The organism is Mycolicibacter algericus DSM 45454 (genome assembly GCF_002086455.1).
GTDB lineage: Bacteria > Actinomycetota > Actinomycetes > Mycobacteriales > Mycobacteriaceae > Mycobacterium > Mycobacterium algericum.
Window position 1 is genome coordinate 1 of sequence record NZ_MVHC01000029.1, and the last position, 22,610, is coordinate 22,610.

Below are 22,610 nucleotides of genomic sequence, written 5' to 3' on the forward strand. Positions count from 1 at the left end.
TCCTATCACCACCATGAGATGACGTTCTCGATGCTGTATGCCTACAGCGAGAACTTCGTGCTGCCGATCAGCCACGATGAAGTGGTGCACGGCAAGGGCACGCTGTGGACCCGGATGCCCGGTGACGACCACGCCAAGGCCGCCGGGGTGCGCACGCTGCTGGCCTACCAATGGGCGCACCCGGGCAAGCAGTTGCTGTTCATGGGCCAGGAATTCGGCCAGCACGCCGAATGGTCCGAGGAACGGGGGCTGGACTGGTTTCAGCTCGATCCGAAGCGGCAGGATGGCGGCTTCGCCGCCGGAATCCTCCGCCTGACAAAAGATCTCAATGCCGTCTACCGAAGCCATCCCGCGTTGTGGAGCGAAGACATCAACCCGGCCGGCTACTCCTGGATCGACGCGAACGACTCCGCCAACAACGTGCTGAGCTTCTTGCGCTACGCGACGGACGGATCGGTGCTGGCCGCCGTGTTCAACTTCTCCGGTGTCGAACACACCGACTACCATCTCGGGCTACCGAGCGCCGGCCGGTGGCGAGAGGTGCTCAACACCGATGCCGTCGATTACCACGGCGGCGGCGCCGGCAACCTCGGTGGTGTGGACGCTGTTGACGAGCCCCGCCACGGCCGTTCGGCGTCGGCCGTGCTGGTGCTGCCGCCGCTGTCGGCGCTGTGGCTGGAGCCCTGCGAGTGATGCGGGGCTGATGATCACTGCTGGGTCAGCCGGGCCAGCGCCCGCAGCGGAATCGGCAGCCAGCCGGGCCGGTGCCGGGCCTCGTAGCCGGCCTCATAGACCGCCTTGTCGACCTCATAGGCGGCGAGCAGCGCCGCTGAATCCCGTGGATCGGCACCCGATTCCGCTCCGTACCCTTCGCAGAAGGCGGTGCGGCAGCGATCCAGCCATTCGCGGGCGCGGGTGGCCAATTGCCGGTCCTGCCCGTCGCGCGACAGGTCGGCCAATTTCCCGTAGGCGGCGTAGTCGTAGGACCGCAGCACACCGGCGACATCCCGCAGCGGCGAGTCCGGCCGCCGCCGTTCGGACAGCGGGGCGCCGGGTTCGCCCTCGAAATCGATGAGCAGCCAACCATTCGGGGTGCGCAGCACCTGGCCCAGATGCAGGTCACCGTGGACCCGCTGCACCGTGATCGGCTGTCCGGCCAGGGCCTGGAAGCGCTGTTCGATGGCTGCGACGTGCGGGCGCACTTCGGGCACCAACCCCGCCGTCTCCGACAATCGCGACAGCAAGGCCGCCGCCGGAAACTCCGCTTGCGATGTGCCCAAGCTGTCGGCCAGCGTTCGGTGCACCGAGGCGACGGCCTCACCGAGCCGGTACGATTCGCCGGCGAAGTCGCCGCCCACTTCGTGGGCATACAGATCCGCTTCGGCGAAGAGGTCGCGCACACTGGCGGTGGCCATCGCCCAGCCCTCGGCCGAGTTCATCGCGTACTCGCTGATCATGCCCAATGCGTAGGGCACCGCACCGGACTCGCCGGGCAACTCGATCTGATAACAGCCCAATAATCGCGGCACGTGCGGATTGGCTGCCCGGCCCAGCGCCGCGTTCAACTCGATGTCGGGATTGATGCCATCCTTCAACCGCCGGAACACCTTGAGGACCACTTCTTCCTCGATGATCACGCTGGTGTTGCTCTGCTCGGCCTCCGATACGCGAGAGTCTGCCCGGACGGGCAGCGACACCCCCTCCTGGGGGGTGAACGTGACCTCGCCACGGGTGGCCGACGAGGCGATCAGCGACAACAGCACCCTGACTGCTGCGGCGTCGTACAACGCGTCGTAGGCGGTGTGTCCCCGATAGGTTCCGATCATCGCGATCTGGGCGTACTCCGGCGCCAGCTCCACGTCCCAGCTGATCATCACCTGGTAGAGCTCGCCGGCACCGTCGGTGTAGGCGACGTCGAGCAATACCAGATCCAGTCCGTCGCCCATCGCCACCACCAGGGCGGGCTCGGCTACGGCCAGCTCCCGATTACGTCCCGCGTACCAGCGTCGGGTCGGCAGCCATTCCGCCCACGGCAGTCCCGCCGGCTCGCCGGTGCCACCGGTCATGAGATGTCCTCCTTCGGCTCGCACAGTTGAAACCAGTAGAAGCCGTGCCCGGGCAGCGTGAGCAGATACGGGAGTTTTCCGATCGCCGGGAACTCCACGGACCCGGTCAGCTCCACCGGCGTATGGCCATCCCAGTGCTGCAGATTCAGTTCGATCGGCTGGGGAAACCGCGACAGGTTGTTGACGCACAGCACCGTGTGGCCCTCGTCGCCGGACAGCTCGCGCACATAGGCCAGCACCGACGGATTGGAGCCGCCCAGTTCCCGGAACCCGCCGAGGGCGAATGCGTCGTACCGGCGTCGGATGGCGAGCATGGTGCGAGTCCAGTTCAGCAATGATGTGGAGGTGTCGCGTTGCGCTTCGACGTTGACCGACTGATGGCCGTAGACCGCGTCCTGAATGGGCGGCAGGTAGAGCCGGCCGGGATTGGCGGTGGAGAAACCGGCATTGCGGTCGGGGGTCCACTGCATCGGGGTGCGCACCGCGTCGCGGTCACCCAGCCAGATGATGTCGCCCATTCCGATCTCGTCGCCGTAGTAGAGGATGGGTGAGCCGGGCAGCGACAGCAACAAGGCGGTGAACAGCTGGATCTGGTTGCGGTCGTTGTCCAGCAGTGGTGCCAGTCGCCGCCGGATCCCCACATTCGCCTTCATCCTGGGGTCTTTCGCGTATTCGGCGTACATGTAGTCGCGCTCGTCGTCGGTGACCATCTCCAGCGTCAGCTCATCGTGGTTGCGCAGGAAGATGCCCCACTGCGCCAGCTGCGGGATCGGTGGTGTCTGGGCCAGGATCTCCGAGATCGGAAAGCGCGATTCACGGCGCACCGCCATGAAAATGCGTGGCATCAATGGGAAATGGAAGGCCATGTGGCACTCGTCGCCGCCGGTCTCGGGATCACCGAAATATTCGACGACGTCACTGGGCCATTGATTCGCCTCGGCCAGCAGCACCCGGCCGGGGAACTCCTCGTCGACCACCTTGCGGCAACGTTTCAGGAAGGCGTGTGTCTCGGGGAGGTTTTCGCAGTTGGTGCCCTCCCGTTCGAACAGGTAGGGCACCGCGTCCAGCCGGAAGCCGTCGATGCCGAGGTTCAGCCAGAACCGCAGCACGTCGATCATCGCTTCCTGTACCGCCGGGTTCTCATAGTTCAGGTCGGGCTGGTGGGAGAAGAACCGGTGCCAGTAGAACTGCTTGCGCACCGCGTCGAATGTCCAGTTGGACTCCTCGGTGTCGACGAAGATGATTCGGGCGTCCGCGTACCGTTCGCTGGTGTCACTCCACACGTAGAAGTCGCCGTGGGGGCCGCCCGGGTCATGCCGCGACTGCTGAAACCAGGGGTGGCTGTCGGAGGTGTGGTTCATCACCAGGTCGGTGATGACCCGGATGCCGCGCCGGTGTGCCGCGTCGAGCAGTTCGACGAAGTCATCGACGGTGCCGAACTCCGGCAACACCTTGTAGAAGTCGCGGATGTCATAACCACCGTCGCGCAACGGTGAATCGTAGAACGGTGGCAGCCACAGGCAGTCGACGCCGAGCCACTGCAGGTAGTCCAATCGCTCGGTCAGGCCGCGCAGGTCACCGATGCCATCGCCGTTGGAGTCGTAGAACGCCCGAACCAGCACCTCGTAGAACACCGCACGCTTGAACCAGACGGGGTCGGCAGGCAGTGCCGCGGCATCACCGAAATCATCGGCGGTCGGATGCTCCACCAGGCCGTGTTCGACATGGCTGCCCGCTGCCGGGTCTGGGAGATCCTGACCGAACTCGTCGTCAACGTCGGTGGCCATATTTCGACATGTACCCGATTCGCGCCGCGATTACCTGCCATCGGGGGGATCGTGAACGTCGCCGGGCTTCGACTCGCCACCCGGTGAGAACAATGCCGTGGTCCGGGCGACTCTCGGATCGGTGCGCAGCTGTTCGAAAGACTCGCGCAGCGGCAGCCGCCAGTTCGGGTATTCATCGACGGTGCCGGGCAGGTTGGGCTGGCGGGGGTCGGCCAATACGTCATACGGGGAGATGAGTTTCAGCCGGCTCGGGGTGGCGGCCAGCAAGCGGTGCATGGCGTCGATGATCTCGGCTTCGTCCGCGGTCTGGCCGTTTTCGGTGCCGGGCGAAAGCAGCCCTTCGGAGCGCAGCAGCGCCAGCCACTCGGCTCGTTCCCGCTCGGCTGCGGCTTGGGCGGCCGCCGCGTCGTCGAGCAGGCCCCGCTCGGCGCGGGCCCGGACGTGCTCGGCACGCAGGAATCCGGCCGCGGTGGGCAGGTCGTGGGTGGAGATACTGGCGGCCACCTGCGCCGGCCACTTCGCCGGTGGCAGCAGCGGCTGGCCGGGTGCCGATTCGTCGCGGGTGAACCAAGAGACCGCGCAGCCCAGCATGTCGTTGCCGGCCAGCGTCCGGGTGACCTCCGGTTCGACGGTGCCCAGATCCTCGCCGATGACAACAGCATCGGCGCGATGGGCTTCCAGCGCCAGCACCGCCAGCATGACGTCGGCGTCGTAGTGGACGTAGGTGCCGCGGTCCGGGCTTTCTCCGGGCAGGATCCACCACAGCCGCCACAGGCCGGCGATGTGATCGATGCGCACCCCGTCGGCATGAGCGAGCACGGCACGCAGCATGTCGCGCATCGCGGTGTAGCCGGTGGCGGCCAACCGGTCCGGTCGCCACGGCGGTAGCCGCCAGTCCTGACCGTGCGGGCTGAACGTGTCCGGGGGCGCCCCGACGCTGGCCGCACCGGCCAGCACGTCGGCCAGTGCCCAGGCATCGGCGCCGTCGGCGTCGACGCCGACGGCCAAGTCGTGCAGTACCCCCAGTGCCATGCCCGAGTCCGTTGCCGCGCGCTGCACCGCGCCCAGTTGTTCCTCGCAGCGCTGCTGCACCCAGGCGTGAAACGCGATCCTCGGTGCGAGCTCCCGACGTGCGGCCGCCACGGCGGGGCCGGCCGCATCGTGCAGCGACGCCGGCCACCTCGGCCACCGTCCGCCGTGGCGCTCGGCCAGCGCACAGTAGGTCGCCCAGTCGCGCAACGCGGTGTTCCCGGGTGATTCATCCAGCGGGGACGGGCGACCGTCAGCGCGCCAGAGCGACTCCAGGGCGGCCCGTTTGGCCGCCCAGACCAGGTCGTAGTCGATCCGCGCCGTGTCGGCAGCAACCCGCAGCGTATCGACCTCCGCCCGGGTGTCCGGGTCGGTGCGGTGATAGACCGCGAGGTCGGGGATGCACAATGCCAGCGGATTGGCGAACCGCCGGCTCGACGGCGTGTACGGCGAGGGCTGCACCGGATGCGTCGGGCCCGGGGCGTGCAGCGGGTTGAGCAACACCGCCCCGGCGCCGTGCTCGCCGGCCGTCCACCGCACCCAGTCCCGCAGGTCCGACAGGTCGCCGACACCCCACGAACGGGCGGACCGCACCGCGTAGAGCTGCAGCATCCATCCCCACGTCGCCGGTGCCGCCGGCGCTCGAGGGGGAGCCGCGATCAGCGTGACCTGCCGGCCATCGCGCAGCGCGAGCTCATACCAACCCGGCGCCAGATCGGCGGGCAGTTCGTCGCGCACCGTCCGGCGTTCGCCGTCCTCACTCACCAGCTGGGTGGCCCCGGGCATCGGCTGCGCACATCCGGCCACCCGCACCGCCACCGCGGGCGGTGCGGCGCCGGCGCGATCGCGCTCGTCCAGCCGGGCCAACTCGCGACGCCGGTCGGTGTCGGTGCCCGCTTCGACTTCGAGCAGCCGAAGTATCCGGATCACCACGTCGGTGTCGACCTGCACCAGCTCGCGCCGTTCATTGCGATAGCAGGTCGCCACGCCGTGTGCGGCCGCCAGCCGGCGCAGGTCATCAGGCACCACGACAACGGCTATACCCGCGCCGGGAACCTTTCAACAAGATCAGCGACGACCGCGCGGTGGCCGTAGTGTCGTAGCCGACGAGAGTTTGACCATCCGGCAGGCGGGTAGCCACGACCGAGTGTCGCGGAATCGAACGGCCTGACCAGATTGAGTGAATATGGGCATTACCCGAAATCCGGAGAGGAAGGTCACCGCAGTCACGGATTCAGCCGAGAAACCGTCGGTGTCACCGACCGTCTGGCCCGGCAGCAGCGCCCCGCTCGGAGCCGGCTACGACGGCGGTGGAACCAACTTCGCGCTGTTCTCCGAAATCGCCGAGCAGGTGGAGCTCTGCCTGATCGACGAGGACGGCGAGCAGGCCTGCATCCCGCTCGAGGAGGTCGACGGCTACGTCTGGCACGCCTACCTGCCGACGGTCTCGCCCGGGCAGCATTACGGCTTTCGGGTGCACGGGCCGTTCGAGCCGGCCGACGGGCACCGCTGTGATTCCAGCAAGCTGTTACTGGACCCGTACGGCCGGGCGTTCGCCGGGGACTTCGACTTCGGCCAGGCGCTGTTCTCCTATGACATGACGGCCGGCGGCGAAGCGGTGAGCGACGAAACCCTGCCGAGGGTCGATTCACTGGGCCACACCATGACCAGCGTGGTGATCAACCCGTACTTCGACTGGGCATCCGATCGGCCACCGAAGACGCCGTATCACGAAACGATCATCTACGAGACCCATGTGAAGGGCATGACACAGACCCACCCGGACATCCCGGAGGAACTGCGCGGGACCTACGCCGGCCTGGCCCACCCGGTCGTGATCGACCACCTCAAGTCCCTCAACGTCACGGCCGTCGAGCTGATGCCGGTACACCAGTTCATGCACGATGACCGGCTGCTGCAGCTGGGCCTGCGGAACTACTGGGGCTACAACACTTTCGGGTTCTTCGCGCCGCACAGCCGGTATGCGGCGAACCGGACGCCGGGCGCAGCCGTGGCGGAGTTCAAGACCATGGTGCGCACCTTCCACGAAGCCGGTATCGAGGTGATCCTCGACGTGGTCTACAACCACACCGCCGAGGGCAACCATCTCGGCCCGACCATCAATTTCCGGGGAATCGACAACGCCGCCTACTACCGGCTCGTCGACGAGGACCGCAGTCTCTATATGGATTACACCGGTACGGGCAACAGCCTCAATGCGCGCAATCCGCATGCGCTGCAGCTCATCATGGATTCACTGCGCTACTGGGTGACCGAGATGCACGTCGACGGCTTCCGATTCGACCTGGCATCTACGCTGGCCCGCGAATTCTATGACGTCGACCGTCTTTCGGCGTTCTTCGACCTGATCCAGCAGGATCCGGTGGTCAGCCAGGTCAAGCTGATCGCCGAACCCTGGGATGTCGGCGAAGGCGGTTACCAGGTCGGCAACTTTCCCGGGCTGTGGACCGAATGGAACGGGAAGTACCGAGACACCGTGCGTGACTTCTGGCGTGGTGAGCCGGAGACGCTGGGCGAGTTCGCGTCCCGGCTCACCGGGTCATCGGATCTCTACGAGGCCACCGGACGCCGGCCCGGCGCCAGTATCAACTTCGTCGTCGCCCACGACGGCTTCACCCTGCACGACCTGGTCTCCTACAACGAGAAACACAACGAGGCCAACGGCGACGACAACACCGACGGTGAGAGTCACAACCGGTCGTGGAACTGCGGCGTCGAAGGCCCCACCGACGACCCGGACATCGCCGCACTGCGGGCCCGCCAGATGCGCAACATCATGGCCACCCTGATGTTGTCGCAAGGCACGCCGATGATCGCGCACGGTGACGAAATCGGCCGCACGCAGCACGGCAACAACAACGCCTACTGTCAGGACTCCGAACTGGCTTGGATGGATTGGTCACTGGTCCAGACCAATGCCGATCTGCTGGACTTCACCCGCCGGGTGACGCAGCTTCGCAAGGACCATCCGGTGTTTCGCCGGCGCCGCTTCTTCGAGGGCCTTCCGGCGCGGCACGGCGACGATGTCGGCGACATCGCGTGGTTCACCCCCGCTGGGCAGGAGATGAACCAAGACGACTGGGACAGCGGATTCGACAAGTGCATCATGGTCTTTCTCAACGGTGAGGCGATCCGCGAGCCCGACGTACGCGGCCAGCGCATCGTGGATGACTCCTTCCTGCTGTGCTTCAATGCGCACCAGGATGAGGTCGAGTTCGCGGTTCCCGGAGGCGATTACGCACAGGAGTGGAGCGTCGAACTGGACACCGCCGAGCCGGCGGCAACGGATGAACGGGTGGTGCCGGCAACAGCCGCGTTGCCCGTTGCGGGGCGTTCGCTGCTCGTCTTGCGGAAAGTGCGCTGAGGCGATGACGCCGCGGCCGGTGCTGTCCACCTATCGGTTGCAGCTGCGCGGCCCGGACAGCGGATTCGCGTTCACCTTCGCCGACGCCGAACGGCTACTGGACTACTTCTACGATCTGGGCGTCTCGCACCTTTACCTGTCACCGGTCATGACCGCGGTGCGCGGCTCGGCGCACGGCTACGACGTGGTCGATCCGACCACGGTGTCTGCCGAACTGGGCGGTGCGCAGGGGTTGGCGCGGCTGTCGGCGGCCGCGCATGCCCGCGGAATCGGTCTGGTCGTCGACATTGTGCCCAATCACGTCGGGGTGGCAAGACCGGAGCAGAACCGGTGGTGGTGGGACGTGCTCAAGCACGGCCGGTCCTCGCCGTACTCGGTGTTCTTCGACATCGATTGGGAGCTGGGTGACGGCCGGATCGTCCTGCCGGTGCTGGGATCTGACGGCGACGTCGCCGATCTGGCGGTCGACGGTGAGCGGCTGCGGCTGGGTGATCTGGTGTTTCCGATCGCGCCGGGCACCGGCACCGGCACCGGCGCGCAGGTTCACGACCGCCAGCACTACCGGCTGGTCGGGTGGCGTAACGGCAGCTGCGGATACCGTCGCTTCTTCTCGATAACCTCGCTGGCGGGCCTGCGGCAAGAGGATCGGGCGGTGTTCGACGCCTGGCACGCCGAGCTGTCCCGCTGGTTTCACGACGGTCTCGTCGACGGCGTGCGGGTCGATCACCCGGACGGGCTGTCGGATCCGTGCGGGTATCTGGAATGGCTGCGTGCCCTGGTGGGAGCCGATGCCTGGATCGTCGTCGAGAAGATTCTGGCCGTCGACGAATCGCTCGAGCCGACCCTGCCGGTAGCCGGCTCCACCGGCTACGACGTGCTGCGGGAGATCGGCGGGTTGTTCATCGACCCGGATGGCGAGCCGGCGCTGACCGAGCTGGTCGAGACCGCCGGCGTCGACTATCGCGCGATGCCGACGTTGTTGGCCGAACAGAAGGAAATCACGGCCGCCGAGACGCTGGGCAGCGAACTGGCGCGGCTGCGCCGTTGCGTGGTGGGCGCCACCGGCGTGGGCCATCCGCTGCTGTCCGAGGCCATCGTGGCCCTGCTCGGCCGGCTGGGCGTCTACCGCAGCGACTATCCCGGTCTGGTGTCGACGCTGTCGGTGGCGTTGGCTGAAACGCAGTCTGCGAAGCCGGAACTCGGCGAACCGCTGACGTTGCTGGCGGCCGCGATCGCCGACGACGGGCAGTGCTCGACCCGGTTGCAGCAGCTGTGCGGCGCGGTGACCGCCAAGACGGCCGAGGACTGCCTGTTCTACCGCGATGCGCGGCTGGTTTCGCTCAACGAGGTCGGCGGAGACCCGCAGCATTTCGGGGTGGGTGCGGCGGAGTTTCATCATCGGGCCGCGACCAGGGCGCGATGCTGGCCGCACACCATGACCACACTGTCCACCCACGACACCAAACGCGGCGAGGACGTCCGGGCCCGTATCGGCGTGCTGTCACAGGTGCCGTCGTTGTGGGCCGAGTTCGTCGCTCGGTGGGAGGCCATTGTCCCGTCACCGGACCTGGCTACCGGACTTTTCCTGTGGCAGAACATCTTCGGCGTCTGGCCGGTCGATGGTCGGGTGAACACCGCACTGCGCGAGCGACTGCACGCCTACGCCGAGAAGGCCGTTCGCGAGGCGGCCCGGCTCACCTCCTGGCACGACCCGGACAGCGAATTCGAGAACGCGGTGCACCGCTGGCTCGATGACGTACTGGACGGATCGATCGCCAAACAACTGACCGAGTTCGTCACCGAACTCGCTCCGCACGTCGAAAGCGACATGCTGGGTCAGAAACTCCTGGCGCTGACCGTTCCCGGCATCCCCGACGTGTATCAGGGCACCGAACTGCCGGAGGACAGTCTGGTCGACCCGGACAACCGGCGAGCGGTCGACTACACCGCGCGCCGTGAGGCGCTCACGTCGCTGCGGCACCCGAAGATGCGGGTCGTCGCCGCGGCACTGCGGATGCGGCGAGCCCGTCCCAACACCTTCCGGCACGGCCGTTACCAGCCGGTCCCGGCGTCGGGCTCGGCCGCCGAGCACGTCGTCGCCTTCGCCAGGGGGCACGACGTGGTGGTAGCGGTCAGCCGCTGGACGGTGCGGCTGCGCGACAGCGGATGGCGCGATACCGTCGTCGCGATCCCGCCGGGCAGCTGGGCCGACGCACTGTCCGGCGCCGTGCACAGCGGACCGACGCCGGCCGCGGAGTTGTTCGCCACGCTGCCGGTGGCCCTGCTGGAGCGCGTCGATGACTGACTTCGCCGTCTGGGCGCCGGCCCCGGCGACCGTCGCCCTCGATGTCGACGGGGTGTCCTACCCGATGACCCGTGCCGACGGCGGCTGGTGGCGGACGACGGTCGAGGCGGCCGGCGACGCCCGCTACGGCTATCTGCTCGATGACGACCCCGCGGTGCTGCCGGATCCGCGGTCGGCCCGTCAGCCCGACGGCGTGCACGCGCGCTCGGCGTTGTGGGACGAGACCGGCCCGGCTTGGACCGACGACGACTGGGCCGGGAAACCGGTCGAAGGCGCGGTGATCTACGAACTGCACATCGGCACCTTCACCCCGGCCGGCACCTTCGATTCGGCCAACGCGAAGCTGGATCACCTGGTCGACCTGGGTGTCGACTTCGTCGAACTGATGCCGGTCAATGCCTTCTCCGGGGCGCACGGCTGGGGATACGACGGGGTGCTGTGGTACGCGGTGCACGAACCCTATGGCGGCCCGGACGGGCTGGCGCGCTTCGTCGATGCCTGCCACGGCCGCGGCCTCGGAGTGCTGATCGACGCCGTCTTCAACCACCTCGGGCCGTCCGGGAACTACCTGCCCCGCTTCGGCCCGTACCTGTCGCAAGCCCGCAACCCCTGGGGCAACGCCATCAACATCGACGGCGCCGACTCCGACGAAGTACGCCGCTACATCATCGACTGCGCGCTGCGCTGGATGCGTGTCTTCCACGCCGACGGCCTGCGGCTCGACGCCGTGCACGCGCTGGTGGACACCACGGCGATCCACCTTCTCGAGGAACTGGCCGCCGAGACCGACACGCTCGCAGCGCAGTTGGGCCGTCCGCTGTCGCTCATAGCCGAAAGCGACCGCAACGACCCGCGGACCATCACCCGTCGTGAAGACGGAGGGTATGGGATCACCGCGCAATGGGACGACGACATCCACCATGCCATCCACACCGCGGTATCCGGTGAGCGACAAGGCTATTACGCCGACTTCGGCAGCATCGCCACGCTGGCGGCAACGCTGCGTAACGGCTTCTTCCACGCCGCCACCTACTCGTCGTTCCGGCGCCGGCGCCACGGTCGTCCACTGCCCACCTCGCAGATCCCGGCCACCCGGCTGCTGGCGTACACCTGCACCCACGACCAGGTCGGCAACCGGGCGCTCGGTGACCGCCCCTCGCAGAACCTGACCGCCGGCCAGCTCGCGATCAAAGCGGCGCTGGTGCTGCTATCGCCTTACACCGCAATGCTTTTCATGGGTGAGGAATGGGGTGCCCTGACCCCGTTTCAGTTCTTCACGTCGCATGAGGACCCCCAGGTGGCACGCGCCACCGCCGAGGGCCGCAAAGCCGAGTTCGCCGAGCACGGCTGGGACGCCGACGAGATCCCGGACCCCCAGGATCCCGATACCTTCCGGCGATCCAAGCTGGACTGGGACGAGGCCGGCGGGCACGGCCATCGGCAACTGCTCGGCGTCTACCGGGCGCTGATCGGGCTACGCGCCGAAGCCGATCTGGCCGACCCCTGGCTGACCCACCTCACGGTCGACTACGACGAGGACGACCGCTGGATCGCCATGCGCCGCGGTCGGTTGGCGCTCATCTGCAACCTGGGTGAGGCCACGGTGGAGGTGCCGGTGTCCGGCGAGCCGGTACTGGCGTGGGGATCACCGAGCTACGGCGATCAGACGACGCGGTTGCCGGGGCACGCGTTCGCGGTGCTGCGGACTTAGAACACCGTCTGGGCGCAGGTGGACGGCGTGGTCAGGTTGACCCCGCTGTAGGTCACCTGCACGTGGGTGCACACGATCACGTTGGCGTCGGTCTTGGGCCGGCCGGTGGAGTATTCCAGCACGTCGATGCTGCCGTTGGTCTGGTATTTCTCCGGCGGTCCCTCGCCGTAGTACATCGACTGGATCACCGCACCGGTGCCGTCCTTGAACACCTTCGTTCCCGGTCCGCCCCGGTCCTTGAACCAGCCCTCGCCGCCGTCGGTGTGCACGTCGAGATACGCGGTCCGCTTGGAAGAGCGGATCTCGGTGCTCTGCCGAGCCCACAGGTCGGGCGGGAAGCCGGCCAACCCCTCCGGGGTCTGCAGTCGCACCCCGACCGTGAAACGGCACAGCGGCGGCGCGGCGCAATCCACCCAACTGTGGGTCTGCAGCTGATCGAACTCGTTGACCGGCATCAGACTGGTCTTGGTGTCACTTGCCGCCGCGGAGATCGCGGGCGGGATCAGCGCGGCCAACAGTGTCACCGCGGCCGGCACCATCAACAACCGTTTCATGTCGCACCAACCTAGACCGAGATCACTCGTCGTAGGTCACTTCCACCGAATCGGTCTCGGGATGGGCTTGGCAGGCCAGGATCAGCCCCTCGGCGAGATCTTGCGGTTCGAGCACATCGTTGACCTCCATGGCGACCTCGCCTTTCTTCAATACGCAAGCGCATGCGCCACAGTGCCCCTCCCGGCAGGAGAACGGGGCGTCGAGCCCCTTGTCGAGCAGCAGGTCCAGCAGCTTGACGTGGCGCGGCCACTCCAGCGTCTGCGTCTGTCCGTCCAATTCGACGGTGACGGTGGCCGGCGCCGTGTCCGCTGAGCCCTCGGGCGCCTCGGTGATCTTGACCGCGGCGAACGGGTCGCTCTCCAACGACTTGAACACCTCGAGATGCACCTGCTCGGCCGGAACCTGCAAAGCGTCCAGCGCGTCCCGCGATGCCTGCATGAACGGGCCGGGTCCGCAGATGAAGGCCTGGCGGTCGGTGTAGGGGGCGATCAGCTGGGCCAGCGTCGCGGAGCTCGGCAGACCCTGCACCGACTCCAGCCAGTGCACGACCGTGAGCCGGTCGGGGTACTTGGCGGCCAGTTCGCGCAGCGCGGTGCCGAAGATCACCGACCGTTCGTCGCGGTTGGCGTACACCAGCACCACCTTGCCGCTGCCTTGCGACAGCGCCGACTTGCAGATCGCCATCATCGGCGTGATCCCGCTGCCAGCGGCCAGTAGCAGGAAATCAGTGTCCAGGGACTTGGGCACGAAGGTGCCCGACGGCGCAAGCACATGGACCCGCATCCCGGGACGGGCGTGATCGCACAACCAGTTCGATCCATAGCCGTCCGAGGTCCGCTTCACGGTGACGGTCAGGGCGTCGTCGGTGAACGGAGAACTGCACAACGAATAGCAGCGGGCCACCGAACCGGTGCGCTCGCTGGGAATTCGCAGCGTCAAAAACTGGCCCGGCGAGTACTTGAGCCGCTCCGCGGGGATCTCCGGATCGTCGGGGCCGTCTGGCACGCCGAATACCAGCGAACACGCGTCCTCGGTCTCGGCGACGACCTCGGTGATCTGCAATTCCAGGACGTGACTGCCCAGTGGTTCGTCCGGAATGGTCTCCGTCACAGTCCGCCCCTCACCTTCCGTCATAACTAGAACAGGTTACAGAAAACCGGTCCAGTATCGCTACCAGCCGCAGGAACACCCCACTCGACACAAATCGGAACGTGTTCTAATCTCACTCTAGGCTGGTTGAAAAACGGGCCGCTATACCTGCTCACTCCATGGGAGGCAATCTAGTGACGTCCATTCAGCAGCGTGACGCGCAGTCGGTGCTGGCAGCCATCGACGACCTTCTTCCGCAGTTGCGCGAGCGCGCCCAGGAGACCGAGGATCTGCGCAAGCTTCCCGACGCCAACATCAAGGCGCTCGAGGAGATCGGATTCTTCACGCTGTTGCAACCGTCGCAGTGGGGCGGTCTGGAATGTGACCCGGCGGTTTTCTACGAGGCGGTCCGTCGCATCGCCAGCGCCTGCGGTTCCACCGGATGGGTGGCGTCGATCATCGGTGTGCACAACTGGCACTTGGCGCTGTTCGACCAGCAGGCCCAGGAAGAGGTGTGGGGCACCGACACCAACGTGCGGGTGTCGTCCTCCTACGCCCCGATGGGCGCCGGCGTGGTCACCGAGAACGCCGACGGTTACATCGTCAACGGCTCCTGGAACTGGTCGTCGGGCTGTGACCACGCCACCTGGGCGTTCCTGGGTGGCCCGGTCATCAAGGACGGCAAGCCGGTGGACTTCGGCAGCTTCCTGATCCCGCGCAGCGAGTACACCATCGACGACGTCTGGCACGTGGTCGGCCTGCGCGGCACCGGCAGCAACACCGTCGTGGTCAAGGACGTCTTCGTGCCGCGACACCGCTTCTTGTCCTACAAGGCGATGAACGACCAGACCGCCGGCGGTTATGAGACCAACACCGCGCCGGTCTACAAGATGCCGTGGGGCACCATGCACCCAACCACGATCTCGGCCCCCATCATGGGCATGGCCTACGGCGCCTACCAGGCCCACGTCGAGCACCAGGGCAAGCGGGTGCGGGCGGCGTTCGCCGGCGAGAAGGCCAAGGACGACCCGTTCGCCAAGGTGCGGATCGCCGAGGCGGCCAGTGACATCGACGCCGGTTGGCGGCAGCTGATCGGCAACGTCGCCGACGAGTACGCGCTGCTGGCGGCCGGCGAGGAGATCCCGTTCGACCTGCGCGCCCGCGCCCGGCGTGACCAGGTGCGCGCCACCGGCCGGGCCATCGCCTCCATCGACCGGCTCTTCGAGGCGGCCGGCGCCACCGCGCTGTCCAACGACGCTCCGGTGCAGCGGTTCTGGCGCGACGCACACGCCGGTCGGGTGCACGCGGCCAACGACCCGGAGCGGGCATACCTGATCTTCGGCAACCACGAGTTCGGGTTGCCGCCCGGCGACACAATGGTCTGATCTGGAGGGAGCACCGATGAGTATCCGTTCGCTGGGGTATCTGCGGATCCAGGCCACCGACATGGCGGCCTGGCGCGAGTTCGGCCTGAAGGTTCTCGGCATGGTCGAGGGTCAGGGCACGACCGAGGGGGCGCTGTACCTGCGGATGGACGACTTCCCCGCCCGGCTGGTGGTCGTGCCCGGCGACACCGACCGGCTGCTGTCGTCCGGCTGGGAGTGCGCCAACGCCGCGGGGCTGCAGGAGATCCGGCAGCGCCTGGAGGCCGAGGGCACGCCCTACAAAGAGGGCACCGCAGCCGAACTGGCTGAGCGCAGCGTCGTCGAGATGATCACCTTCGACGACCCCTCCGGGAACACGCTGGAGGCCTTCCACGGTGTGGCTCTGCAGCACCGTCGGGTGGTCAGCCCCTACGGGCACCGGTTCGTCACCGAGGAACAGGGCCTGGGCCATGTGGTGCTGTCGACCAAGGACGACGCCGAGGCGCTGCACTTCTACCGCGACGTGCTGGGCTTCCGGCTGCGTGACTCGATGCGGCTGCCCCCGCAGATGGTGGGCCGCCCGGCCGACGGCGACCCGGCGTGGCTGCGGTTCTTCGGCTGCAACCCGCGCCACCACAGCCTGGCGTTCCTGCCGATGCCCACCCCGACCGGCATCGTGCACCTGATGGTCGAGGTGGGGGAGGCCGACGACGTCGGGCTCTGCCTGGACCGGGCCTACCGCCGCAAGGTGCCGATGGCCGCCACCCTGGGCCGGCACGTCAACGACAAGATGCTGTCGTTCTACATGAAGTCGCCCAGCGGATTTCAGATCGAATTCGGTTGCGAGGGGCTGGAAGTCGACGACGACGACTGGGTGGCCCGGGAGAGCACCGCGGTCAGCCTGTGGGGGCATGACTTCACGGTGGGCATCGAGTCGTAGCAGTGAGCTCCGAATCGACGAAAGACGACCTTCCGATCGACCCGCGCGCGTTCCGCAACGTACTCGGTCAATTCTGTACGGGGATCACCATCATCACCACCGTGCACGACGACGTGCCGGTGGGGTTCGCCTGCCAGTCGTTCGCGGCGCTGTCGCTGGACCCGCCGCTGGTGCTGTTCTGCCCGACGAAGATGTCGCGGTCCTGGCAGGCCATCGAGGCCAGCGGACGCTTCTGCGTGAACATCCTGGCTGAAGAGCAGAAGGACATCTGCGCCCGGTTCGGCTCGCGGGAACCGGACAAGTTCGCCGGGGTGGAATGGGAACCCTCCCCGCTGGGCTCGCCGATCCTGGCCCGGTCGCTGGCCCACATCGACTGTACGGTGGCCTCGGTGCACGACGGCGGCGACCACTTCGTGGTGTTCGGTGCGGTGCAATCGCTTTCCGATGTGCCGGAGGTCAAGCCGCGGCCGCTGCTGTTCTACCGCGGTGACTACACCGGCATCGAACCGGAGAAGACCACGCCCGCGCAGTGGCGCGATGACCTGGAGGCGTTTCTGACCGCCACCACCGACGACACCTGGCTGTAGAACGTTCAGTGCAACGGGTGGCGCCAGCGTAGTCCGGGAAAGCGAGCGAAGCCGCGATCGGTGGTGATCCAGGTCGCACCGTTTTCGATAGCCAGAGCGGCGTGATAAGCGTCGGGAACGGCGTTGCCCTTCGCGCTCGTGTCACGGCACAGCGACTCGAAGATCTCCCAGTGCCGTTCGCCCGGTCGCAGCGGGACCGCGGCAGGACCTGAACGGAGCGCTCGGCAAGAATCCAGAGCTTGCTGGGTAGTACTGGGCTGTTCGAAGATCCGATGGTTGGTGATGACCCGGATAACGCCCGACAGTACGAGATCGCTTATCCCGACGGGCTCGTCCCCGTTGAGCGTTTCGTTGACCCAGGAGCGATAACCGGCGTGGTCGGGAGTGTCCTTGCGGATGGCGCAAACGCAGACGTTGACATCAAACAGCAGCATTGTCGCCCAGCAGTTCGGCGAGGGCATCCTTGTCGTCGAGGTCGACGCCGGGTCGCAGGCCGCCGTGGCCATGGGTCGGAAGTTCGAATACCTGGCGGGCTTTCGAGCCCGTACCGCGGCGAAGAAAAGCTCGCAAGGCGTCGTCCACGATCGCACCGAGCGGCCTCGACGTCCTTGCCGCCACTACCTTCGCTTCGGCCAGCAGGTGGTCGTCGATATTGACTGTGGTGCGCATGGACGCATCATAACATCACGCCCGTGCATCATGATGCATGCCAGCGCTGCTGGTGCTCGGCGTGGGTGCGCAGATACGCCCCGGGGCCGTAGAGCTCGTCGTAGAAATCGGTGTCCAGATGCTGGGCCTGCAGGTACATCAGCACATGCACGGTCGGCACGGTGCCGGGCAGCTTGCCGAAGGTGTCGTAGATGTAGGACGCCTCGACGGTGACCAGTTCGGCGATGCCGTCCGGCGGCAGTGCTGAACCGCGCACCCCCGGACTGTCCGTCCACGGTCCCGCCGTCTCGCGGTGGGACGGACCGCCGAGGCCGAATTTACGGGCCACCAGCTTGGCCACGCCGTCGGCGACCGACGCGACGTGGGGCGGGCTGAGCGTCTCGAAGTGGCCGGGCAGTCCGGTGACATTCGGGAACGGCCAGCGCGGGTCGGTGTCGGCGACGAAGCCGAAGCCCGGTGCCCGCGGGTCACCTGAGCCGCCCAGCACCGACAGTCGGTCCAGGCCGTCGAAGATCCAGCCGCCCAGGCCCATCGCCTGCAGGCCCAGCGCGCCGTTGTGGGCGGCGATCGACAGCTCGGCGCTGGCCTCGGTCAGCGTGTACTGCTCGACGAACGACAACGGTATCGGGTCGTCGGCGTGCGCCAGCCCGGAAAACGCTTGGATGCCCGGGATTTCGCGGGCATTGATGTCGTCGCGGACCGGGTACCCGTTGGCCGCGAAGAACCACAGGTTCTCCAGCAGATGCTCGGCCAGATCCGCCACGGCGAACGCCAGCAGACTGCCCGGATGGTTGCCGATCCAGGTGTTGTGGCCTTCCATGTAGGGCTCTTCGCGAGGCAGCTGCAACCGGGAATCCGAGAGCCGCACATAGGAATCGGCGGTATGGCTGATCCGGCCCTCGAGGGTGTCGAATTCCCGCGGCGGCTGATCGCGGGTCGGCAGCAGATAGCAGCCGGTGTCGTCGGTGAAGAACACCTGACTGGTGTGAAAGCCAGCCGCCGACGGCATAGCCCGGCCGGTGGCGCTGCCGGGGTAGTTCGGCAGTGCGGGGGCATAACCGGGGTGGTGCGCGATGCCGTCATGCCAGCCGGTGACACCGGCCATCAACGACAGCAGCAGCGCTCGCTCGACGTCGGAGAGCGGCTGCACGGGCCGGTGGCTGCGGTAGGCCAGGGGGCCGGCCGGAATGACGCCGCCGGCCGGGAACCGCCGCGACCGGCGCCCGGAGATGGCGGCGAACAGCCCGAACCCGGCCGCCTCGGTCAGCGCGGCTCGTTCGTGTTCGCTGATCGTCAGGCCCATGGCGGACCTATTTGCTGACGGTCTCCAGCAGCATGGCCAGCTGGGTCGGTGAGACGGCGATCCCGCACTGGTTCTTCAGGTCGGTGAGCGGCTGGGCGATGCCCTGCAGGGTCGACAGTTGGTCGAGGTGGCCGACGAAGTAACCCTGCACCGAGGACCGGGCCTGCTCCGGCGGCATGGTGGCGGCATTGGTCAGCACGTCGTTGGCCTCCGGGTGCTCGTTGAGGAACACACCCGCCTGGCTCAGCACGCCGCTGGCGGTGCTGGACAGTCCGGCGGCCGTGCAGGGCGCCGGTGCGGCATCGGCAGCCGGAGCGGTGGTCCCGACCATTGCGGAAGCGGCCACCGCGCCGAGGATGCCGACGGCCGCCGCACCGATCGCCAGTCGAGAAGTCGTGGTCATGCGCATTGGCTGTGGTCCCTTCGATCAGGTGGGTCGAGCTTGGGGCTAAACCTACCCGAGCGGCAGCCACCCGCGGATTCGGCGCAATGCTTCTTCGATGTCGGTGGTCGGGCCGGCGAACGACAGCCGCACGAAGGTGTTGCCCCGTTCGGTGTCGAAGTCGATACCCGGCGCCAGCGCGACACCGGTGTCGGCGAGCAGTCGCGCGCAGAACGCCAGCGAGTCGTCGGTGTGCCCGGCGACGTCGGCATAGACGTAGAACGCGCCGTCGGTGGGCGCCAACTTCTCGATGCCCATGGCCCGCAGCCCGTCGAGCAGCAGTGCCCGGTTGGCGGCGTAATGCCGCAGGTGGCCATCCGATTCGGCGATCGATTCTCCGGTGAAGGCAGCGACGGCGGCGTATTGGGACAGCACCGGCGGGCAGATGGTGAAGTTGCCGGTGAGGCGGTCCACCGCGCGGCGCAGCGCCGCCGGCACCAGCAGCCAGCCCAGCCGCCAGCCGGTCATCGCGAAATACTTGGAAAAGCTGTTGGCCACCACCGCGTTCCGCGAGGTCTGCCAGGCGCAGCTGGTCTGCGGGGCGCCGTCGTAGACCAGGCCGTGGTAGACCTCGTCGCTGATCAGTCGCACCCCGGTCTCGTCGCACCAGGTGGCGATCGCGGCTAGCTCGGCGGGCTCCAAAACGGTGCCGGTCGGGTTGGCTGGGCTGGCGACGATCACCCCGGCCAACGGCCCGGTTTCAGCGAGCGCCGCAAGCATGGCCGCGGTGGGCTGGAAGCGCGTCTCGGGCCCGCACGGGATCTCGACCACCTCGCAGCCCAGTGCGGTCAGGATGTTGCGGTAGCACGGGTAACCGGGGCTGGCGATCGCCACCCGCTCGCCGGCGTCGAAGCAGGCCAGAAATGCCAGCAGGAAACCGCCCGACGAACCGGTGGTCACCACCACGTCGTCGGGGTCGACGGCCAGGCCGTAGCGATCGGCGTAGGAGCCCGCGATCGCCGCGCGCAGCTCCGGGATCCCCAACGCGACGGTGTAGCCGAGCTGGTTGGCCCGCAGCGCCGCTGCGGCGGCGTCGCGCACCGGGCCCGGCGCACCTACGCTGGGCTGTCCGGCCGACAGGTTCACCAGATCGCCGTGGCTGCGTTGGCGTTCTGCGGCGGCCAGCCACACATCCATCACGTGGAACGGTGGGATGCCGGCACGCAGCGCGACGCCGCCGGAGCCGAGAGTCGAATCGGTCATGAACTCAACCTGCCATGACCCGCTGCAGGAAACGGGTGGAGTCGGGCATCGAGGCGATCACCGTGCCGGAATGGTCCTGGTCGGGGTAGATATGCAGCTCCACATCCTGGTGGTTGTCGGTCAGTTGCTGATACAGCGTCTGGGTGGAAAGCGGGGGGACATCGCTGTCGAGCAGCCCTTGGCCCAGAAAGATCGGTCGGCTGTAACCCTCGGTGGGCGTGCCCATGAAGCTGTCCAGCGCCGCGTCGATGCCGGGCAGTGAGCTGACCGGGGCGCTGAACAAGTCGTTGAGCGTGGTGGTCCCGACCCGCTGATCCAGGGCCGGTTTGCACAGCGACTGTGCGGCGTCGGCCAACTCGCGGCCGCGCGGAGTCAGCACAGTGTCGATCCCGAGTTCGGGGTGTGCCTCGCGCAGCGCGGCGAGGATGTAGGAGGTGTAGCTGATCGCCGCCGGTGGTGTCTGACGCGGGGCCAGGCCCGGCCCGGCCTGCCCGAACACCCGCTCGATGTTGGCGGGTGTTCCGGTGGCCACGACGCCCCGGTAGTCGAGTCCGGCGCCTGTGGTCAGCCGGTCGGCCCACCAGGCGCTGTTGACCGCCGCGCCGCCGCCCTGCGATTGGCCGACGATCGCCCATTTCGGCGACAGTGGCAGGTCCAAGTGATGAACCGCGCGTACCGAGTCCACCACCGAATGCGCTTCGGCGGTGCTGTTGAGGTAGCTCATCAGTCCCGGGGTGCCCAGGCCGGCGTAGTCGGTGCCGACGACGACGTAGCCCTGGTCGAGCCAGTGCGTCAGGTACTCGTCGTCTCGGGCGCTGCGGGGCAGCGCCGATGGCGTGCAGTCGTCGCCCAGGCCTACGGTGCCGTGTGCCCAGGCGACCACCGGCCATCCACCGGGTGGCGGGGCGGTGCGCGGGGTGAAGACGGCCGCCGTGCTGACCGCCGGTTCGGCGTGCTGGTCGACGGTGGCGTACAGGATGCGGAACGCCTCGCCGGCACCGTGCACCGACAACGCCGGGTCCAGCGGCACCGCGGTGACCAGCCCCCCGGCCGCGGGGATCGGCCCGGCGTAGTCGCGGGCGTCCAGGCCGGACCAGGCCGGTGCGGTGGTGGCGGCGACCGGACCGGCGGTTGTCAGGGCGCACACCAGCATTGCCAGCAGAGCCGCGGCCAGCCGACGGTTCGCGGTCACGTGGTGATCTCCAGAAACGTGAACGGTTCGGTGACCACGAATTCCGCTGAGCTCTCGCCGGCGAACGTGTTGGATTCGTCGCGGCCCAGGTCCAGCTTGCGCGCCGGTGCACCCTCGGACAGGTCGAGTTTGTTCAGGTCCACCCAGAAGACGTTGGGCGTCAACGCCGACTCGAAGCAGTACAGCTTGCGGGTGTGGTGGGCGACGGTGCGCCACCGGGTGGAGGAGATATTCGGTTCGTCCGGTGTGGAGATGCCGAACGGGACCGACACGTTGCGCACCACGCTGAACACCGAGGCGAGCGCGATCTTGGGGTCTTCGACCTTGGGTATCGCGTTGACGTAGAACGATGCCCGCGCGAACCGGTCGGCGGCCCGGTTGGTGCCCGGCAGCATGACGGTGCCGCCGAGTTGTTCCCAGTAGGCGTTGACGGCGAGTTGCTGTTCGAAGATCGGGGAGTTCGTCATCACCTGATAGTCGCGACTGTGGTGGATGACCTGTTTGCCGCCAACGTATTCCACGATCGCACTGTCACCGCCGCTGTCCGACATCGACAGGTGCAGGGTGGCCAGCCGCTCTTCGCCGGGCACGCCTTCGGTGAGCACATCGAACGGTTCGGTCTGCAGTGCTGCGACCGCATCGGCCACCGTGGCGAAGTTGTCGAGCATGTACTGGGCCCACGTCGCGACGGACATCACCGGGCGGGAAGCGTCGCGGGAGGGATACTCCGACTCGGCCAGCCACAGCAGGTTGGCCGACAGGCCGGCCTCGTTCAATCCGTCGGTGGTGCAGATGTCGTAGCCGGTGGCCACCACGCTGCCGTACTTCGCGGTCCACTCGATGGAGTTCGCTCCGGCCCGCCCGTCGCGCTTCACGCCGCGCGGCAACGACCACAGGTTGGTTGCCAGATCCAGCTTCCAGTCCATCGACCGTCCGGTGAGGATGTTGCCATTGGGGCCCAGGTAAACCAATCGGGTGCACAT

Annotated in this window: 19 protein-coding genes; 7 read left to right on the forward strand and 12 right to left on the reverse strand. The window is 67.4% G+C overall.

What is annotated here, in order from left to right; genetic code table 11:
• The coding region (locus BST10_RS18565) for an alpha amylase C-terminal domain-containing protein (RefSeq protein ID WP_207567912.1) at nt 1-693 on the forward strand (693 nt) is incomplete at its 5' end.
• A 14-nt stretch (nt 694-707) separates the two neighbouring features.
• Here the strand turns inward: BST10_RS18565 and BST10_RS18570 are convergent.
• The 3 genes from BST10_RS18570 to malQ are packed head-to-tail and all read right to left on the reverse strand — an operon-like array spanning nt 708 to nt 5,911.
• Nucleotides 708-2,066, reverse strand: a complete 1,359-nt coding sequence (locus tag BST10_RS18570) for a maltokinase N-terminal cap-like domain-containing protein (RefSeq protein ID WP_083039759.1) — start codon at nt 2,064-2,066, stop codon at nt 708-710.
• Entirely contained in the window at nt 2,063-3,853 is a 1,791-nt protein-coding gene (gene treS, locus BST10_RS18575; RefSeq protein ID WP_083039761.1) for a maltose alpha-D-glucosyltransferase, read from the reverse strand. The genes BST10_RS18570 and treS overlap by 4 nt, the downstream gene beginning before the upstream one ends.
• A gap of 30 nt (nt 3,854-3,883) precedes the next feature.
• Nucleotides 3,884-5,911, reverse strand: coding sequence for a 4-alpha-glucanotransferase (gene malQ, locus BST10_RS18580; RefSeq protein ID WP_083039764.1), 2,028 nt, complete (start codon nt 5,909-5,911; stop codon nt 3,884-3,886).
• Between the two features lie 223 nt (nt 5,912-6,134).
• Between malQ and glgX the strand changes: the two genes are divergently transcribed.
• The 3 genes from glgX to treZ are packed head-to-tail and all read left to right on the forward strand — an operon-like array spanning nt 6,135 to nt 12,283.
• Nucleotides 6,135-8,267 carry a glycogen debranching protein GlgX gene (glgX, locus tag BST10_RS18585; protein ID WP_083039816.1) on the forward strand — a complete coding sequence of 711 codons (2,133 nt, stop codon included), beginning with the start codon at nt 6,135-6,137 and terminating at the stop codon, nt 8,265-8,267.
• A gap of 4 nt (nt 8,268-8,271) precedes the next feature.
• Nucleotides 8,272-10,572 carry a malto-oligosyltrehalose synthase gene (treY, locus tag BST10_RS18590; RefSeq protein ID WP_083039767.1) on the forward strand — a complete coding sequence of 767 codons (2,301 nt, stop codon included), beginning with the start codon at nt 8,272-8,274 and terminating at the stop codon, nt 10,570-10,572.
• On the forward strand, nt 10,565-12,283 hold the full coding sequence (gene treZ, locus BST10_RS18595; protein ID WP_083039769.1) for a malto-oligosyltrehalose trehalohydrolase: 1,719 nt from the start codon (nt 10,565-10,567) through the stop codon (nt 12,281-12,283). Before treY ends, treZ begins: the two co-directional genes overlap by 8 nt.
• Here the strand turns inward: treZ and BST10_RS18600 are convergent.
• Nucleotides 12,280-12,837 carry a hypothetical protein gene (locus tag BST10_RS18600; protein WP_013830779.1) on the reverse strand — a complete coding sequence of 186 codons (558 nt, stop codon included), beginning with the start codon at nt 12,835-12,837 and terminating at the stop codon, nt 12,280-12,282. The genes treZ and BST10_RS18600 overlap by 4 nt on opposite strands.
• Nucleotides 12,838-12,859: 22 nt before the next feature.
• Nucleotides 12,860-13,948, reverse strand: a complete 1,089-nt coding sequence (locus BST10_RS18605) for a ferredoxin--NADP reductase (RefSeq protein WP_109559584.1) — start codon at nt 13,946-13,948, stop codon at nt 12,860-12,862.
• Between the two features lie 173 nt (nt 13,949-14,121).
• Here BST10_RS18605 and hsaA point away from each other — a divergent pair, with 173 nt between their 5' ends.
• Genes hsaA through hsaB form a run of 3 tightly spaced genes read left to right on the forward strand, consistent with a single transcriptional unit; the run spans nt 14,122 to nt 16,818 of the window.
• Nucleotides 14,122-15,312, forward strand: coding sequence for a 3-hydroxy-9,10-secoandrosta-1,3,5(10)-triene-9,17-dione monooxygenase oxygenase subunit (gene hsaA, locus BST10_RS18610; protein WP_083039774.1), 1,191 nt, complete (start codon nt 14,122-14,124; stop codon nt 15,310-15,312).
• Between the two features lie 16 nt (nt 15,313-15,328).
• Nucleotides 15,329-16,231, forward strand: a complete 903-nt coding sequence (gene hsaC / locus BST10_RS18615) for an iron-dependent extradiol dioxygenase HsaC (RefSeq protein WP_065024753.1) — start codon at nt 15,329-15,331, stop codon at nt 16,229-16,231.
• 35 nt (nt 16,232-16,266) lie between these two features.
• On the forward strand, nt 16,267-16,818 hold the full coding sequence (gene hsaB, locus BST10_RS18620) for a 3-hydroxy-9,10-secoandrosta-1,3,5(10)-triene-9,17-dione monooxygenase reductase subunit (RefSeq protein ID WP_205277488.1): 552 nt from the start codon (nt 16,267-16,269) through the stop codon (nt 16,816-16,818).
• A 5-nt stretch (nt 16,819-16,823) separates the two neighbouring features.
• Here the strand turns inward: hsaB and BST10_RS18625 are convergent, their stop codons facing one another.
• The 7 genes from BST10_RS18625 to BST10_RS18655 are packed head-to-tail and all read right to left on the reverse strand — an operon-like array spanning nt 16,824 to nt 22,610.
• Entirely contained in the window at nt 16,824-17,252 is a 429-nt protein-coding gene (locus BST10_RS18625) for a type II toxin-antitoxin system VapC family toxin (protein ID WP_083039780.1), read from the reverse strand.
• Complete coding sequence (locus BST10_RS18630; RefSeq protein ID WP_083039784.1) at nt 17,239-17,487, reverse strand: type II toxin-antitoxin system VapB family antitoxin; 249 nt, start codon at nt 17,485-17,487, stop codon at nt 17,239-17,241. The genes BST10_RS18625 and BST10_RS18630 overlap by 14 nt, the downstream gene beginning before the upstream one ends.
• Before the next feature lie 28 nt (nt 17,488-17,515).
• On the reverse strand, nt 17,516-18,790 hold the full coding sequence (locus BST10_RS18635; protein WP_083039787.1) for a hypothetical protein: 1,275 nt from the start codon (nt 18,788-18,790) through the stop codon (nt 17,516-17,518).
• A 7-nt stretch (nt 18,791-18,797) separates the two neighbouring features.
• The gene (locus BST10_RS18640; protein ID WP_232062377.1) at nt 18,798-19,193 is read right to left on the reverse strand and encodes a heme-binding protein; all 396 of its coding nucleotides are present in this window, start codon (nt 19,191-19,193) and stop codon (nt 18,798-18,800) included.
• 51 nt (nt 19,194-19,244) lie between these two features.
• Nucleotides 19,245-20,435, reverse strand: coding sequence for a pyridoxal phosphate-dependent aminotransferase (locus BST10_RS18645; protein WP_083039790.1), 1,191 nt, complete (start codon nt 20,433-20,435; stop codon nt 19,245-19,247).
• Nucleotides 20,436-20,439: 4 nt separating this feature from the next.
• Complete coding sequence (locus BST10_RS18650) at nt 20,440-21,588, reverse strand: alpha/beta hydrolase family protein (RefSeq protein ID WP_041320244.1); 1,149 nt, start codon at nt 21,586-21,588, stop codon at nt 20,440-20,442.
• A 35-nt stretch (nt 21,589-21,623) separates the two neighbouring features.
• Complete coding sequence (locus BST10_RS18655) at nt 21,624-22,610, reverse strand: linear amide C-N hydrolase (RefSeq protein WP_083039793.1); 987 nt, start codon at nt 22,608-22,610, stop codon at nt 21,624-21,626.